Below are 18,025 nucleotides of genomic sequence, written 5' to 3'. Positions count from 1 at the left end.
GGGGGCCCGAAGAGCGGGGTGGTCCTCATAGCCGGACAAAGATTGCGGGGCTTTGCTTACGGCTTCAACAGTCGATTCGGGGACTCGCACTTTCTGCCTTCTTGCATGATCGCTTGCACTTAATCACTTCTTGATTGTACGTTAATCTACGTAGTGCCAGATCCACGTACGTTTTTCGCTGACCGCGCATTCCTTACGCTCCCGCCTACCAAGCTCTGCCTACCAAGCTCTGCCTACCAAGCTCTGCCTACCAAGCTCTGCCTACCAAGCTCTGCCTACCACCCTCTTTCTGTGACCTATGGCTCTCCGCTACGCTCCACTGGCTACATGCTGCAGCCTCCTCGTTCTACTGGCCGTCCTGCTTTCCCCTACTCCCGCCCTTACACAGGACCTGCAGATTGATGCCCAGACGAAAGTGCTCGACAACGGCGTTACCGTGCTGGTCTGGGAGCGAGAGGCTGCCGACCGCGTCGGGGCACGCACGTTCTACCAGGTCGACATCGCCGCGGAGCGTCCCGGCACGGTTGGCCTGACCCATATGTTGGAGCACTTCCTGTTTATGGGCTCCGACCGTACAGGCACCGACGACTGGGAAACGGAAGAAGCTATCGCGCGCGAGGTAGAGCATCTAAACCGGGCGGTGAACGACGAAAAGAACCGCTTGAAGGATTGCGTGCGCCAGCGAAGTGTCTTTGCGGAGATCGAGCGCGACTGCCGCACCCCGCGACTCGACTCGCTGCAGCAGCGCCACAACGCCCTTGCCGCACAGCAAAATGCGATGGGCAGTGCCATTGACTTCGACATCGTCTACCACAGCGCGGGCGGCACCGGACTCACGGCCTCGACCGGACGTGACTGGATGAAGTTCGACATCGACCTGCCTGCCGACAATCTGGAAACGTTCATGTGGATGGAACGCAGCCGCATCGAACATCCGGTCTTTCGGTTTTTTGAGGAGGAGCGCGAGGTGGTAGTTGACCAGATCCGACGCCAAGACAACCGGCCCGACGGCCCGTTTGAGCGCGTGCTGCGCTCCATGACGTACGACGCACATCCATATGGGTGGGCACACTGGTTCAGCGATCTGGAGAAGGCCACCCGCGAGGACCACTGGGAAATCTTCCATGAGCACTTTATCCCGCAGAACCTGATCATCGCCGTTGTCGGCGACATCGAGGCCGACACGGTGTTCGGCCTGGCCGAGCGGTACTGGGGCGGGTGGCAGCCCGGACGCCCCTCTCCGCGCCTGCGCACCGTTGAGCCGGTGCCTGTAGGCGAAAAACGGCTCACCGTAGAGGCCCATGCCGGTCCGGCACTCGTCGTACACGTGCCCATGCCTGCCGTCGGCCACGACGACAGTCCGGCGTTTGACGTGCTCGCAGAGCTGCTTCGGGGCGAGGCCGGGCTGCTGCATGAGCAGCTGGTCGAACGCAGCGGGGTCGCAGTGTCCGCGGAGGCGTCGACCTGGCGCTCGAAGTACCCCTCGCACTTCACGATTCGCGTTGAAGTCACCGACAACGAGGCCCTCGCAGATGTGGAGCGCGATCTTTTTGCGGTCCTGGATCGCCTCGCCACAGGATCTGTAGACGACGCCCGCCTGCGCGGTGCAGCCCAGCGCCTTCGCCTCGACATGGCGCGCAGCTTCGAGGCTATCGGGCCGAGTGCTGTGCACTTAGGGAGCATGCAGGCCATCCACACCTGGGACTACTACAACGACCTGCCCCATCTGTGGAACGCCGTCACGGCGGCCGATCTTGCTGCCGTCGTGGAGCGTTACTTTGCCTCTGACATGCGTACGATCGGGGTGCTTCGTCGGGCGACAGATGCTCAGGGGGAAGAATCGGCCCATGATCTCGATGCACACGATGCAGCCCCCGCCACCGCAGCGGCACAGACCACCTACGACCGGGAACGCCCGGGGCTGCGCCCTGGCGGGGACCGTCCTGACAGCGCGTATCGCATTGAAGCTGGTAGCGAGGCCCCAGAGGGCGACCGCCACCTGCGTAGGAACGAGGTGCGTCGTCAGGCCGCATCGAAACGGACGGTGGACACAACCGACGTGTCGCATCCCTCTGCATTTTCTGTCGACACGCAGGCGGTAGCCGAGCAGCCCTGGTACAGCCCGCCGTGGATGGCCGACACGCGTCCGGCGCGCTTTGCTGACACGCTGCCGGTGGCGCATCACTCGGAGCTCGACGTGTCTGTTGCGCCGTTTACGTACCCAGACCCCGAAACGCACCGGGTCGACCTGCCTCTTGAATCCGAAGCGTATGTGGTTGAGAACGCCCTGCTCCCCATGGTACAGGCCACCGCGTATGTGGATGCCTCGACGCGACACGACCCGGCCGGTCGAGGTGGGCTCGCAGCGCTGACGGCCCATGCGGTGCGTCATGGCGGCACGCCGACGATGCCTGCAGCGGCGATCAACGAGCAGCTAACCGCGCTGGGCGCGTCGATCACGGTAGAGGTCGACGAGAACGGGACCCGGTTTCACCTGGTCGCGCCTGAAGCAGAAGCGCCTGAACTGATCGGGCTGCTGGGCTCGATGCTGGTGGAGCCGGCTTTTCCTGATGCCGCGGTCGCTGAGCAGCGCAGCCGGCTGGCCGACGCCACCGAACGCGCCCGTGGGGCGGCCTCGGTACAGGTGCGCCAGCGCTTTCTGGAGACGCTGTATGGCGACAATCATCCGCTAACCCGGTTTGCGACCTCTACAACGGTTGAATCGATTGATCGGGATACGGTACGCGCATTCTACAATCAGCATTACGCCCCGTCGTCGGTTCGGTGGGCCGTGTCGGGCGCAATTGCCGCGGAAGATGTGGCACGTGCGCTGCAGATCACGGCCCGTTCAGAAGCCGACCCGGCAGCTGAGTCAACGGTGGACGCTCCAGAGGTGTTGCCTGCATCAGGACGCACGGTAGTTACCGACGAGCTGGAGACGCGCCAGGCGCATGTCATGATCGGGTTCCCTGGGATTGAGGGTCTGCCCGAGGACCATGCCGCCCTGGAGCTGATGCACTACAACCTGGCGGGCGGCGGCTTCCTTTCGCGGATGATGCAGCTGTTGCGCGTTGAGACGGGCATTACGTCGGCGCTCTACGGCGAGGTGGAGCCGGGGCAGGGCGTGGCCAATCCGTATCTATTTCGGTTTAGCGGAAATCCTGAGACAATTGCACGGGGCGTGCGCCTGGCGATTGAAGAGATCGAAGCGATGTACGAGGACGGCGTGACCGAGGAGGAGTTGGAGCGAGCCCGCACGGCCTACCTGGCCGGCAATATCGCTGCCTCATACGACACGCCGCACAAGACAGCCTCGCGCATGGCACATAAGGCGCTCTTTGGGCGCTTCGCATACCAGTCGCCACAGTATATGCATTTCTATGCGGGCGATGCAGCATTTCGTGATGCGCTGGAGACCGTCACTGTTGAGGAGGCCAACGCGGCCGCGCGGCGCTACCTGAACCCTGAGAACATCACCATTACCGTACTCGGCCCGCTCGACACGATCCGCACGCACGCTTCAGATGAGGAGCGGATGCTTTTGGAGCTGGACTGATGCAAGACTGAGCCGGGTGATCCTCAGCCGGGAAACGGTCTCAAGTCTTCGCTCTGCTTCGCCCATGGTGGCTTGTGCTGTGGCGCGTGCTGCGGGTTCATGGGGCGTTGCCTTCTTGCAGAAGGTACCGGCGCATGTAGCGTACACGTCCGCCGGGGACCCACCGGACGCAGGCGTATCCGTGCAGCCAGCCTGCAGGCAGCCCTCCTACCCGAAGAGCCCCCGGCACGATCTACATATTACGGCGATAGCGCCCGCCGACCTCAAAGAAGGCGTGCGTGATTTCGCCGAGCGAGCAGACCTTCACCGCTTCCATCAACTCAGCGAATGTGTTACCGCCTGAGCGAGCGGCCTCTTTCAGGCTGGCCAGCGCCTCATCAGCACGATCAGCGTTTCGGTTCTGGAAGCCCTTCAGGCTGCGTAGCTGGTGCTCCTTTTCTTCTGTTGATGAGCGCATCAGCTCCACCTCGTCGTTGTCGATGGCCCCCGCGTCGTCTTCATCCTTCAAGAACGTATTCACACCGATGATTGGCTGCTCGCCGGAGTGCTTCTTCTCTTCGTAGAGCATCGACTCCTGCTGGATCTTGCCGCGCTGATACATCGACTCCATCGCGCCCAGCACGCCCCCGCGGTCGTTGATACGCTGGAACTCGTGCAGCACTGCTTCTTCGACCAGATCGGTCAGCTCTTCGATGAAGTGACTGCCCTGAATCGGGTTCTCGTTCTTGGCCGTGCCCAGCTCCTTGTTGATGATCATCTGAATGGCAATGGCCCGCCGCACGCTCTCCTCGGTGGGCGTCGTAATCGCCTCGTCGTAAGCGTTGGTGTGTAGCGAGTTGCAGTTGTCGTAGATCGCCATCAGCGCCTGCAGCGTGGTGCGAATGTCGTTGAACTGGATCTCCTGTGCGTGCAGGCTGCGTCCGGAGGTCTGGATGTGGTACTTCAGCTTCTGGCTCCGCTCGTTCGCATCGTACAGCTCCCGCAAAGCCACGCTCCAGATGCGCCGTGCCACGCGCCCGATCACACTGTACTCCGGATCCATGCCGTTCGAGAAGAAGAACGACAGGTTATGCGCAAACTCGTCGATGTCCATACCCCGGCTCAGGTAGTACTCCACGTACGTAAAGCCGTTGGCGAGCGTAAAGGCGAGCTGCGTAATCGGATTGGCCCCGGCCTCGGCAATGTGGTAGCCGGAGATCGACACCGAGTAGAAGTTGCGCACCTTCTCATCAATAAAGTACTGCTGGATGTCGCCCATAAGCCGCAGAGCAAAATCCGTCGAGAAGATGCACGTGTTCTGCGCCTGGTCCTCCTTCAGGATGTCGGCCTGCACGGTGCCGCGCACCACGTTCAGCGTATCGGCTTTAATGGATGCGTAGGTGTCTGCATCCAGCGCACCCCACTCTACCAGATCTGAGCCAGTGCATCCCAGCAGGCCCAGCCCGCTGCCATCGTGGGTTTCTGGTAGGTCGTCTTCGCGTCCGTCGGGGCCGTAGGGCACATACGCCGGACGTTCATCACCCAGCTTTTCATCGATGAGCGCGTCGATCTCCTCCCAGCGGCCTTCTTCACGCAGGTGCTTCTCGACTCGCTGATCAATGGCCGTGTTCAAGAACATCGCCATGAGCATGGGCGCCGGGCCGTTGATCGTCATCGACACCGAGGTCTTGCGGTCGGCCAGGTCGAAGCCCGAGTAGAGCTTCTTCATGTCGTCGAGCGTGCAGATGGAGACGCCCGCATTGCCGACTTTGCCGTAGATGTCGGGCCGCTTGGCCGGGTCGAAGCCGTAGAGGGTGACGCTGTCGAACGCCGTGGAGAGGCGGTTTGCCGGGGCATCCGACGATACCAGATGGAAGCGGCGATTGGTGCGCTCCGGACTGCCTTCACCGGCGAACATGCGCGTGGGGTCTTCGCCTTCGCGCTTGAACGGATACACACCAGCGGTAAACGGAAAGTAGCCGGGCAGATTTTCGAGGAGGGCAAATCGTAGCTGCTCGCCCGGCGCATCGGTCTTGGGGAGGGCGACGCGCGGGATTTTCGTGCCCGACAGGCTTTCGCGATAGAGCGGCACGGTGATGTCGCGCCCGCGCACCGTGTACGTAAACTCCTCTTGCTGATACGCTTCTTTCAGGTCGTCCCACTGATCGAGGATGTCCTTGCAGCGCGCGTCGAGCTTAGCCCACCAGTGCTCCACCATCGCATCCAGCCGACCGGCCAGCTGCTCCTGATCTTCGGGCGCCCAGTCATCGACCTGTTCGCGTGCGCCCTTCGCTTCGCCCCACTTGCGGGCGTAGGTAACCTGCTGCTCCGCCCAGCTTCGATAGTCCTGGCATGTCTCGGCGATCTCGCCCAGATAGCGCTGACGGTTGGGCGGGATGATGGCTACATCGGCAGGCTCCGGCTCGGGCGTGTCGTCCCAACTGTAGAGCTTAGAGCGGCGGTCGAAGTCGAACGCCTCGTTGAGACGATCGACCAGCGCCAGGTAGAGCCGTGTTACGCCCGGATCGCCAAAGTGCGAGGCCATGGTTGGGTAGACGGGCATCTCATCGGGCGACTCGTCGAAGCGCATGCGATTACGTTGCACCTGCTTGCGCACATCGCGGAGGGCGTCTCGGCTGCCGCGCTTCTCGTACTTGTTGAGCGCCACCATATCCGCCAGATCGAGCATGCCGATCTTTTCGAGCTGCGTGGGCGCGCCGAAGTCGTGGGTCATCACGTAGAGCGAAAGGTTCGTGAGGTCCACGATCTCCGTATCGCTCTGGCCGATGCCGGCGGTTTCGAGGATGATGAGGTCGTATCCCGCCGCCCGGCAGACATCCATCGCATCCTGCAGCGCCTGGCTGGTAGAGCGGTTGGCCTGCCGCGTGGCAAAGGAGCGCATGTAGACGCGTTCGGCGGCCCCGTCGCCGTAGATTGCATTCATGCGGATGCGGTCGCCCAGCAGTGCGCCGCCGGTGCGGCGACGCGTCGGGTCGACGGAGAGCACGGCGATCGACACGTCGTCGAAGTCGTTCAGGAAGCGGCGGATGAGCTCATCGGTGAGCGTGGATTTTCCGGCGCCGCCGGTGCCGGTAATGCCGAGCACAGGGGCCTCTGTGGTTCGGTCTGCAACGGGTTCGTCGAGCGCCGCTGCGGGGCCGGCGTGTCCATCGCCCCGAGACGGCGCACCTTCTGACTCCCCGCCTGCAGCTACTTTGGCCGGCGTCGGAGCATGTTCGGGATGCGATTCGCGCATCTCCACGCTGGAGAGCATCCGCGCAATGCGTTGTGCGTCGCGGACCGGCGCATCGTCAACGTCAATATCGGCCTCCAGAATGGGATAGTCGCACGCCTCCACCATCTGGTTGATCATGCCTTGCAGTCCAAGACGCATGCCGTCTTCGGGCGAGAAGATCTTGGCGATGCCGTAGGCCTCCAGCTCCGCAATCTCTTCTTCGACGATGACGCCCCCGCCGCCACCATAAATCTTGACATGCCCGGCCCCGCGTTCTTCGAGCAGGTCGTGCATGTACTTAAAGTACTCCATGTGTCCGCCCTGGTAGCTGGAGACGGCAATGCCCTGTGCATCCTCTTGAATGGCGGTATCCACAATCTCTTGTACCGAGCGGTTGTGCCCGAGGTGGATCACCTCTACGCCGGTGGCCTGCAGGATGCGACGCATGATGTTGATGGCGGCGTCGTGGCCATCGAACAGACTGGTAGCCGTTACAAAGCGAACGGGGTGTTCAGGCGAATAGCGCTCGTCGGACATGGGGAAAACGGGCCGTGTGGGGGGATCACGTGAAAGATGGAAGCGCTTCTGAAAACGTGAACCGGTCCGTTTTGTTTGTTGGGTTTTTGGTGGAGGCTGCGTGCGAGCGCGGAGGTTACTTCTACTCGTATTTCTGAGAGCGCCTCTTTTTGCTTTGCCTGCTCACGCCGTGGCTATCACTACGTTCGAAGGCACGGTCAATCCAAGCCAGTTGCTCTCGAAGGTCTTTATGCCCGAGGCGATGCAACGTCTCCTCTACAGCATCCGCTCCTGACGTTTCAAAGAAGGCGTTGATAGATGTGTTTGAGGCCACCGACAAGGATTGGCTATCGACAGGCACCGTAAAAAACGGAAGATCTGCCCGGCGTAGTGCCTGCTGTTCTGCCTTAATGAGGGGCCAGATCCATTTTTTCTGACTGCGCGTGGCAAGCGCCCGACTCAAGACGTCCAGCTCAATATCGCGGTCAACACCACTGAGCAGGGCTGCAGGCCGCAGGCTCCGCATCAATACATTGGTGTATACCTCCGTTGACCGCGGCAGGTAGCGGGTATGCTGTGACTGAAATCCGGACCAGCATGGATCGTTGAGAAGCGATGACCCAGCGTCCATCAGCACCCGGTACATTTCGACAAACCCTTCTCGCAGATCATCCTGGTGGGAATTAGGATTGGCCTGTCCTGTTTTTGTGCGGGGAGCGTTTTTCTGTTGATGCGAAGTCATCGTTCCGCTGGTGAGAGCCATCGCGTCGGTATTTGGAGCATCCCATACAGGCACATCATCAAGCTCAACAGGCTCAACTCCGCCCGAGAACCCACTGATGTCAGCGGCGTGTCCTGCTTTTTCCCACGGAAGAACGTCGGTCCAGACAACGGAGCGTGCACTGTCGGGCGACTCTTCTGTGCTCATCCCTTCCACATTGCGCGGCTCAGGATAGAACAACGTCTCGGCATCGACCAGCACCGGATGTTCATCCTCAGCAACCAGGTTTTCCATGTGGCAGTCGATACCATTCAGACTATAGATAACGGCCATCAGCATGCCCATACGACGATAGTACCGCGCAAGCCCCGCCTCGTCATCGCAAGGGTGGTCTTCGACGAACGACATCCAGCCGTACGAACCCCGATCGATCACCGTGGGCGTACGCATGTCAAGCAGCGAGTCATGTTCGGTAAGCCGCTGTAACAGCGCGTACAGGTTAGCCTCCAGACCCAGGCTACGCGGCTTGTACACAACTCGTCGCCCCGTTGCCCCGGTCAGCAACAGCACGGTACGCCCATAATTATGGCGATCTCCCGTGAGTGGACGAACTGCGACCAGCCGGCCAAAGGGTCCTACAGCTGACTCAAGATCGTCATGGTCTTGTGTGAACCGTGCCAGCAACTCAGAAGAGCGTTCTACCCAGTTGATCATAGCCGTACCCATCAGACGCGCCAGCGCGCTGTATTCCTGAAACATGGGACACCAGTCTCCTGCACAAAGGCACTGAACAAACGCCTGATAGAGCGTGTCATTCTTCTCCCCCTGCTTACCCGACTGTTCATAGGGCGACTGGCGCTGCATGCGAAAGAGTCCAAACTCATGCACAAGGACCTGAGCGGCAAGGGTACAAAGCCATGTGAGTAGCTCACGCTCCATATCGGCGCGTGCGGATGGCGCCACCTCTGTTGTTTCGCCCGGCTGATCAGCCTCAAGCATAGCGCCGGCATACCGTACAAATGGAGCCAGCGCTTCTTGGAACGGCAGGCGAGCCCGCTTAGCGATGAATCGGTCGGCATCGCTGCCAGGCTCCGGGCACTCTTCTATTGATGCAACCAGCCATGACGCCCAGGGCGGAAGCGACATCTGCATATCCCTTTGGACAGGAGTTACTGCATTCCTCGCGTCATCTAAGGTGAGCGCGTCTAAGCGAAGCCGTTCACGAAACAGCTCTGGATCGTCCGGGGCTACGACCTCCTGCCACCGTTCGATTCGCTCTTGGGCCAGCTTCTTTGCCCCGTCTGTAGCGATGGATTGTAATTCCGTACGTTCTGCAATCGATCGGGCCTGCGCAACAATTTGTGCCCACTGCGCGCGTCGTGGCGAATCCTTCATCTGCATAAAACACATGAATACAATGCAATATACACTTCACTTCTCTTGTGTGCCGACGCAGTCCTGATGCCTTCTCATTGATAGATGGTGTATCCGGCGTGCACATCGACCGACTATTATCTTCAACCGGTTATGCCGTAGGTCAAGCATCAGCAGTGCATAAAACGTGGCGAGGCAGGTTCCATATCATGAAACCTGCCTCGGGGGCTAAGAGCCTGTCTGGATGCCGCATAGGAGCACCTTACAGAGTGTTTCCGCTTTATCGAAGTGGATCTATATCGCGGCTTCGCGGCTCATATCCTAACTCAACGAACCATGCTGGCTGCGTTGAGGCGACACTGTCACAGGGCGTGTCAAACCGGATTCCTGCTGCCAAGAATACGGCCTCGTCGGCGCTCATCTCTTTCTCGCTGTAATCATTAGGGTTGCGCGGCAGGACAAAGAACAGCGTGTTCTCTTCCTCTTCGAGCACGCGGATATTAACCTCACGTGGAATCTCCGTGCCAATCTCTCGGCTAATTACTTCGCGCGGATTCGACATTAGCCGGCGTTTATATCGACGATCGCGCCAGGCTTTCGCAATAATGCGCGCCTCAAAATCGGAGCGGCGTGGCTTACTCTGGACCGTTGAAGCCTCACTTTGGTCTCCCCCCTGCCCCGACGATGCGAAGGCAGTGGTTGCCCCCCCAAGCGTTGCTGCCCCCACGACAGATGCTGAGCGCCGCAAGAAGCGTCGGCGTGAGGAGGTCATTTCTGAGCGTTTGGTGTCTGAATCGCTTTGCTTTCTACTTGATGATGTAGACATAGTATGCTGTCTTATTCTGAAAGAAGAAATTAAAGACTACAAAGACCGACCTTCAGGCTGTCAAAGCTTGCTAAAGCAAAGATGACGATGTTATGAAGGTGATTCTATCTAACAACGCGAGAATCTGATCGGTGACCGGACATAACGTGCTTTCGATGTAGAGACGGGTCTTTACTTTCTCACGAATGAGGCATTACTGGGTACCGGGATAAGACGCCATATCCCTGGCTTCGCAACCAAAGCGATATGGTCACCGTCGCCTGACACTTGGTGGCACCACGCTCTATTCGATCCCAAATCAGTCGCCGCTCAGACGGTCCAAGATTAAGAATACGGAGAGAACCGATGCAGCGGTACCGGCTACCTGGTTGATGTCGCGCCATGACAGCCGGCGGCGTGTCCGTGTATCAACGACAAGCACGTCGCGTTCGCGCAATTCGGGCAACTCCACGTTACGGGAAAAGACATCTTCGATCCGAGCCTCAAACTCGGGCTCGCCGCTGCGATTCCCATCTCGGAATACACGGAGCGTCCGAATCTGACGACGGTCAGGATTTTGCTCGCCAAGCCGCACGCGCGAGGTCGCGGTGAGCACTTCAAGCATAGAGGCTCCTTCCTCCACCGTCCACACGCCGGTCTGCGCGTCTCCCCAGACATAGATTGTAATGCGCGGCACACCCGGTCGTCCGTAATCCTGAATGCCTGGATTATCAGATATATTTTGAGCATTGGCAGAGGGTGGAATAAAAACCAGGCTACTTAGTGCAGCCAAGCAGATAAACGCCAGTAGTTTGCGAGAGCACGAGGCGGTAGAAGTATTCATGATTGAAGGGTATAGTATGGGGGGTGTAGCGGTGCTTAACTGAGGAACGACTTTGCCTCTCCCCGTGCGCTGCATCACCGCATCGGTTCAGCGCACGGGCTACGTTAGAAAGGGGTTTAGTGAGGAGTGCCCGGTCAGGTTTCTGTGGGGGCGTAGCTGTACGTGTTATCGTAGCCGTATCCGTAGGCGTATGAGCCGTTGGCCTTTGATGCATCGAACCGGTTAAAGATAACGCCCGCGAGCGGCACATTGACTGCTTCGAACGTCTCCTCTACAGAACGCAGGGCACGCAGGTCCGTCTTATTGGCTGAGGCTACAACCATAACCGCGTCACATAGCGCGCTCACGACGAGGGCATCTGTGGCCCCAAGCACTGGAGGCGTATCGATGATCACGACATCGCACCGCGAACGCCCCAGATCAACCAGCTGCCGCATCCGATCGGAGTCGAGCAGTTCGGTTGGTGGCACCTTTGCTTTGCCAGCCGACACGTAGTACAGGTTTTCGATGAAGGTACGCCGTACAACGTCACGCTCGGTATCGTTGACGAGCATATCGGCGAGCCCGGGTTTGCGATCAAGTCCCAACAAGCGGTGTGTACTGGGGCGGCGCAAGTCTGCGTCGATGAGTAGCACTTTGCGTCCACTCAGCGCAATTGTGATGGCCAGATTTACAGAGGTTGTGCTCTTTCCATCGCCCGGTTCTGGGCTGGTGATCATGAGCACCTCTGGCTGTGATTCGCCATTGTTTTGCGCAAATTGCAGATTGGTGCGAATGAGCCGGTAGTTCTCTGTAACAGGAGACCACGGGTTGAGAAGCGGCATGAGCGATGTACTCAGAGACTGTCCGTCTACATCTACAGACTCTGCTCCAGAGAACGACGACTTAATCTCGCGTTTCATGTCGGGGATCACCCCTACCAGGCTGAACCCATTTTCGCGGATGTCTTCTGGATCATAAATCTCCCAGTTCATCGCTTGTCGGACGAATGCTCCTCCGATCCCAAAGGCCAGTCCCAGCAGCAGACCAAGAATGAGGTTCTGTTCCAAGTTGGGACTTACAGGAAGGGCCGGGATCGTCGCGCTACGGATCACCTGCACGTACCCAAGTTCCGACTCTTCTGTCACGATCGTACGCTGCAGTTCCATTGCGATGTCAGCGTAGAAGCGTTCGGCCTGATCAAGACGGCGCGCCAGCTGTTCACGCTGCACTGTCTGAGTTGGAATGCGCTCAATGCGTCCCTCATAGCCTGCAATGCGACTGTTGAGTCGTTCAATGCGCCCTTCGAGTTGGCGCACGGTGGCTTCCTGCTCTTCGACTCGGGTACGCAGCGTAGCAAGACGCCCGATGGCTGCTCCATCTCCGACTTGCAGGTTCGGGTCTGAAGCCATCTCGACCAACTGATTTGTGAGCCCCTCCTTACGGCGCTCCAGCCCTTCAATTTGCGTCTTAATCTGGTTCAGCTCCCGAACGGTTGATTCACGACCACGCAGATCTGGATTATTAATGTAGTAGGGCTCTGCTTGCGCTTCCAGATCAGCGATCTGCCCATCAAGGGCGGCAATGCGATTCTGGAGCGACTGTACCGACTGCTCACCTTCTACGGTTGACTGAAAGCCCTCTTCCGCCTCGGAAAGGCGGCTTCGGAGCGTTTCGAGTGCACGACGTTCTTCTTGAACCTGAAACTCCAGCTGGTCGCGCTGTCCCATCATCTCGACGTAGTCGGCGGCCACTCGGTTGCCGTCTTGCCCTTCAATAGCGACAGCGTTAGAGCGCGCAAATTGCTGCCACTCTCCTTCCACGTCCCGAATATCGTCCTGGCGCCGGTCTAACTGGTCTTCCAGGAAGGCACGCGCCGCACCAATTCCGGCCCGGGCAGCTTCCTGGCTGTAGGAACGATAGGCCTCAGCGTACACGTTTGCAATTGCTGCGGCTTCGTCGGGGTACTGGCTCTTGGCTCGAACCTGGATGAGGCTCTGCTCGGGTACGGCTGTGAAGACAACCATCGAAGCAAGGCGTACCATGGCCTCGTGGTTGGTTGCCGGCCCTTCTTCCGTGTCTTCAAAGAGTAAGAACGGACTCTCAGACGAGGCTGCAACCGTGCGAAGCGAGTCTACAACACGGAGAGCCAGCGAGCCCGAATGCTCCAGGATACCAATCTCATTGGCCAATTCAGGCTGCGTGTTTAGCCGAACGGTAGGAGCTTGGTTGGGCTTTTCAACCTGTACTATCGCAGACGCTTCGTACTCGGGAGCCACGGTAAATGTGTATGCCGCAAAGGCCGCAACCATGGCCAGGCAGGTACCAATGATGATCCACTTGCCTCGCTTAATCGTACTCCATACGGCGTTCAGATCAACCGATGCGGTCTCTTCTGTGGAGGCATGACTGGCCATGCCAACCTGTTCTACTTTCTTTCTCGGACGATCAAGGGCGGTTTGCTTCTTGTCTTTCATGGTTGGGGGGTAGAAGGCTGAGGTGAACGGGTTATCGTGCGTTCGTATCGCGTTTAGTGAGCACCTTTGCCTAATAGAACGACGGGCAGGGTGCGAGCAAGGAGGTATAGATCAAGCCAAGGGGACCAGTTATGTACGTAGTGGACATCCAGGTCAACACGCCCGCTAAAACTGACGTTGTTGCGTCCTGATACTTGCCATAGCCCGGTGATGCCAGGGGGCGTTTGCAGCACAACGCGGCCTAACCCACGCATCTCGAAAAGCTCTTTGGGCATGTAAGCGCGAGGGCCAACGAGGCTCATATCGCCCCGGATCACGTTTAGCAGTTGCGGAAGTTCGTCGAGGCTGTATCGGCGCAGCCATTTTCCTACGTCAGTTACGCGCGGATCATGCTGCAGCTTGTGATAGCACTCGTATTCTGTGCGGGCCTGGGGGTCGCGTTCGAGAAGCTCCTCAAGACGCATGTCAGCATCGGTGTACATAGTGCGAAACTTGACAAGCGTAAAGGTCTCTCCTTTGTAGCCCATGCGGGTTTGGCGATAGAACACGGGCCCGGCTGATGTCCACTTGATAGCCGCGGCAATTACTGCGAATACAGGGAGCAGCATAAAAAGCAGTATCGCAGCTCCAGCTATATCCAGGGCCCGCTTAACCATGCGCGCTCCAGGTTGATGTTGAAAGTGGCGCACCCCAAATCCATGCAGCCCTTTGCATGTCGGCGTGGTAGCCCACGCTGCCGCTCTGCCTTGCGTAGCAGGCACACAAAACACATGCTCGAAGAACTGGCTGTAGTGAGCTAATCGGCGGGTCTGCTGCTCAGGCTCCATTCCGTTTTCGACAAGCACCGCGTACGGAACACCATGCTGATTTGCCCAGCGTAGCGCTTCAGGTGAGGCGCCTGAACTGCCATTGAACAACCCTGCGGCTGTACATACCGGTACGGGGCGCAGCCCTATCTCCGGCCAGCGGCGCAGCGTGTCAACGACCTGCCGCGTCTCTTCAGATCCTCCGACTACAACTGCTGGTATCCCCCACCAGGGCAGGTAGCCCCCTATGATTCGGGTGATAATGCGTGCGAGCGGTAGAGCCACCATAGCGAATATCGCGCCGGCTGCAGTTATGATGCTCGCTGCTACCTGATCGGTAGCAAGGTAGACCAGCATTGGGCTGGCGATTGCCACGCCTGCGAGTACCGCTGTGAGCGAACGCAACTCCTCTACCGGATGCATGACTGCCATGCGATAGAATCCAGTCGCCGTGTAGAGCACCAGGATGCTTCCGACAATGAGCGGAGCAGATGCCAACACGGTTGAGGCAAAACTCGGAGACACCCACAGGCTCATCACGTGTACCACGTAAAGGACGAATGCAACCGCAAGCGTGTCGCCAGCAACCAGCCACGCTGTTGTGCGCCAACGTGCGGGCTTGACGTAGGTGGAGCGGGCTGTTTTCGTATCGGGGACTTCATTAACCCGAACCGAGATATCCTGAACAGCCGGCTGAAAGAGCAGCGATTTCTGTAGTGATTTTGTGTCCATACGTGTAGGTCGTGATTGACTCAGTAGTTAAGTACCCGGAAGCGCGTCGGCCTCCCAAGGGACGTCTACCTGAAACGTGTGGTATGACTCTTCAACAAGCCGCTTGAACTCGTCACGGAAGCGTGCAGGCCCAAATCGCTCAGCATGGGCCCGAATACCATCGGGGTCAAAACGATGTGCTTCTGTCTCAAAGGCAACCACAGCTTCAGCAATGTCTTTGGCTGTCTGATGAGAGAAGAAAAGCCCTGTTTTGCCGTGAATAACGGATTCGCGAACGCCGCCCTTGCCATATGCAATAACGGGAGTTCCGCATGCCTGCGCCTCAACCGGGGCAATACCGAAGTCTTCTTCTGCAGCGTACACGAATGCACGTGCATGCTGCATATAGTACTGCACAGCTTCGTCAGGCTGGCGCCCCAACAGCGTTACATTCGGACCCGCTTTCCGCTTCAGATCCTCTAATTCGGGACCATCCCCGATGACAATCAGCTCTTTGCCAGGCATGGCGGAAAAGGCATCGACGATAAGGTCGACTCGTTTGTAGGGCACCAGTCGTGCCATGGTTAGGTAGTAGTCTTCCTTCTTGCGCTGCAACGCGAACGCATCAATATCGACAGGGGGATAGACTACTTTTGCACGACGCCGGTACGTCTTCCAAATGCGACGCGCTACGTATCCTGAGTTCGCGACATACACGTCAACACGAGGTGCAGAAGCCGCATCGTAGAGACGCATGTAGTGCATAATGACACGAGCCATGGCTCCACGCACCCCGGTGCTCATGTTGGACTGTTCGAGGTAGTCATGGTACAGGTCCCATGCATACCGCATCGGACTGTGCACATAGCTGACGTGAAGCTGATCAGAGCGCGTGAGGATTCCTTTTGCGACTGCGTAGCTTGAAGATACGACAACGTCATGCTCGCGGAGGTCGAACTGCTCAATTGCAAAGGGTGCAATGGGCAGGTAGTACCGATACCAGCGCTTCGAGAACGGAAGCGACTGAATGAGGGAGGTCTGTACTGGCTTATCCTGGAGGAAACCACGCTGATCGTCAGGAACGTAGTCGATGAGGCTATAGAGCGACGACTGCGGGAACGTGTGTATCATCTGCTCGAGCACGCGCTCAGCCCCTGCATATACCGGAAGCCAGTCATGCACTAACGCGATATCTGAGGCGGCACGCACCTCTTCCGAGTCGCTTGGCACCGGCACGCTCTCAGGGGCTCTACTGGCTCCGTCGCCATGTTCGCCCACTACGTGAGTGCACGCTGCCGCCCGATCAAGGCGCTCTGAACGACTAAAAGGGCTGTTTGACGTATCCATAGCGAACGTATGTCTTGTCTGTGAACGGTGCAGGCCGGCAGATACCAGCCAGGTTTAGGCCATCTTGTATGACAAGAGTACGACGTAGACCATCGCCCGGCTGTATCATCGTAGCGCACCTTCTATCTAATGTGTGGCACAGCCGACATGCGCTTTATGCACCGCCTTTCCCGAAAACAATGCGCCGGAGAGCCTCAGCACACTCCCGAAAGGAGTCCCTCGCATGCTCCAAACCTCCCTCCGAAGCGCTCTGATGCCCCACTCTCCATTTGTAGGCCTGAGGACTGAGAGAGTGAGGCTATACGGACTTGCTTGACGTTTCTGACGTCGAGGCCCCTTCACTCTCCCGGCCATACGTCCACTGTACGGCATACTGAAGCAACTCAGACACCGTGTCGAAGCCAAGCTTTTCCTTAGCACGGCGGCGATATGTCTCGATCGTCTTTCGACTCAGATCGAGCTGGTCGGCTATATCACGTACGGTATGGCCTTCACCGAGCAGTTGAAATACGGTAAGCTCGCGGTCGGTAAGCTTTTCGGTAGTTGCTCCCACCTCGTAATCTTGCTGGCGGATCACTTTTCCTAAGATACGTGATGACATCCGCCGGCTCAGATAGACGTTGCCACCATGCACGCTTTCAATCGCCTTAATCACATCGGCCGTTGGCTTGCTCTTCATAACGTACGCTGATGCCCCCGCACGAAGCGCACGCTCAGCATATACTGACTCGTCGTACATAGAGTACACCACGATGCGAATGTCGGGCATCTCAGAACGTATACGCTCAATCAGGTCGAGCCCATGCATATCTTTGAGTGATATGTCAACGATTGCCACGTCGGGGGGACGTCTTTGCAGTTGTTCAAGCGCCTGTTTGCCTGAATGGGCTTCCCCACTAACGCGCATATTTACACGCTGCGATATAGCAGCACTGATTGCTTCTCGAATGGCCGGATGGTCATCCACAATGAATACGTGGGTACGGCTGTGTCCTTCAGAAGCCGGGGACGGCATGTCATGTTCAAGATTCATAAGAAGACAGGGGGATCTCCAAAACAGAAAAAAAGGAGCATCCGCCGTTGATCTTCCTGGCCCGCACTCGACGCTGATCAAGACGGGAGATCGACCGGATGCACGTTACAAAACGGATACGGACTGAATATACAGGCCTCCCGAATAGACATATGGCTTGTTGCGCGTCACTGTAGCGGTACTTTGAGCGCAGAAGTTACCCGACATAGAAGTGTGCTTATGCTCAACTTTTGGCGCGTCAGCCTATGCGCCTTGTCTCATGCATGCCTTGTGAAGCGCATAAACCGGTTACGTTTTGAGATCGCCTCGCTGTGTGCCTCGCATCAAAGCCCAAACCAAAAGCAATGGTAGCTATTCTGAAACCAGGCATGCAATCCAAATCTATAGTCGATATGCTTTTCTATGATCTTCCCGTTAGCTCTTCGATCTTGATCTGCTCCCCTGTCGGTGTCTGGGAGTGGATCAAAGCTGAGTTACAGAAGAGAAAGAAATTGCTACTCGGCGCAACACCACTCGGCACAGATGTCGCCAGAAGAGCGGGTGGAGGTCGCGTCCTACTTTTTTGAGCTACGTAGCGCTGTTCTGATAGATGACCACACCGTCTGCCATCACTGCCAAGAAGCCCTCATGCAACAGAAAAGG

General features: G+C 58.1%; 9 protein-coding genes. 1 reads left to right on the top strand and 8 read right to left on the bottom strand.

The genetic code is table 11. The annotated features are described in order from the left end of the window. Positions 1-298 precede the first annotated feature (298 nt). The gene (locus PPP56_RS01015) at positions 299-3,556 is read left to right on the top strand and encodes a M16 family metallopeptidase (RefSeq protein ID WP_353561879.1); all 3,258 of its coding nucleotides are present in this window, start codon (positions 299-301) and stop codon (positions 3,554-3,556) included. 232 nt (positions 3,557-3,788) lie between these two features. Here the strand turns inward: PPP56_RS01015 and PPP56_RS01010 are convergent, their stop codons facing one another. From PPP56_RS01010 to PPP56_RS00975, 8 genes are all read right to left on the bottom strand, one after another. Then, on the bottom strand, positions 3,789-7,307 hold the full coding sequence (locus PPP56_RS01010) for a methylmalonyl-CoA mutase family protein (RefSeq protein WP_353561877.1): 3,519 nt from the start codon (positions 7,305-7,307) through the stop codon (positions 3,789-3,791). A gap of 121 nt (positions 7,308-7,428) precedes the next feature. After that, positions 7,429-9,153: a type 2 lanthipeptide synthetase LanM gene (gene lanM / locus PPP56_RS01005; RefSeq protein WP_353561875.1), complete on the bottom strand. Its 1,725-nt coding sequence runs from the start codon at positions 9,151-9,153 to the stop codon at positions 7,429-7,431. Positions 9,154-9,661: 508 nt separating this feature from the next. Then, on the bottom strand, positions 9,662-10,153 hold the full coding sequence (locus PPP56_RS01000) for an NHLP leader peptide family RiPP precursor (RefSeq protein ID WP_353561873.1): 492 nt from the start codon (positions 10,151-10,153) through the stop codon (positions 9,662-9,664). A 352-nt stretch (positions 10,154-10,505) separates the two neighbouring features. Next, positions 10,506-11,030, bottom strand: coding sequence for a hypothetical protein (locus tag PPP56_RS00995; protein WP_353561871.1), 525 nt, complete (start codon positions 11,028-11,030; stop codon positions 10,506-10,508). A gap of 134 nt (positions 11,031-11,164) precedes the next feature. Continuing rightward, the gene (locus PPP56_RS00990) at positions 11,165-13,486 is read right to left on the bottom strand and encodes a polysaccharide biosynthesis tyrosine autokinase (protein ID WP_353561869.1); all 2,322 of its coding nucleotides are present in this window, start codon (positions 13,484-13,486) and stop codon (positions 11,165-11,167) included. 53 nt (positions 13,487-13,539) lie between these two features. After that, the gene (gene wbaP, locus PPP56_RS00985; protein WP_353561867.1) at positions 13,540-15,024 is read right to left on the bottom strand and encodes an undecaprenyl-phosphate galactose phosphotransferase WbaP; all 1,485 of its coding nucleotides are present in this window, start codon (positions 15,022-15,024) and stop codon (positions 13,540-13,542) included. Positions 15,025-15,051: 27 nt separating this feature from the next. Continuing rightward, the gene (locus PPP56_RS00980; RefSeq protein ID WP_353561865.1) at positions 15,052-16,350 is read right to left on the bottom strand and encodes a glycosyltransferase; all 1,299 of its coding nucleotides are present in this window, start codon (positions 16,348-16,350) and stop codon (positions 15,052-15,054) included. Positions 16,351-16,648: 298 nt separating this feature from the next. After that, entirely contained in the window at positions 16,649-17,383 is a 735-nt protein-coding gene (locus tag PPP56_RS00975; protein ID WP_353561863.1) for a response regulator transcription factor, read from the bottom strand. Between the last annotated feature and the right edge of the window lie 642 nt (positions 17,384-18,025).

Origin of the sequence: Longimonas sp., assembly GCF_040409695.1 — a bacterium.
Lineage (GTDB): Bacteria > Bacteroidota > Rhodothermia > Rhodothermales > Salinibacteraceae > Longimonas.
The sequence above is the reverse complement of the archived record's forward strand: the minus strand, read 5'-3'. Positions and strand labels throughout refer to the sequence as shown.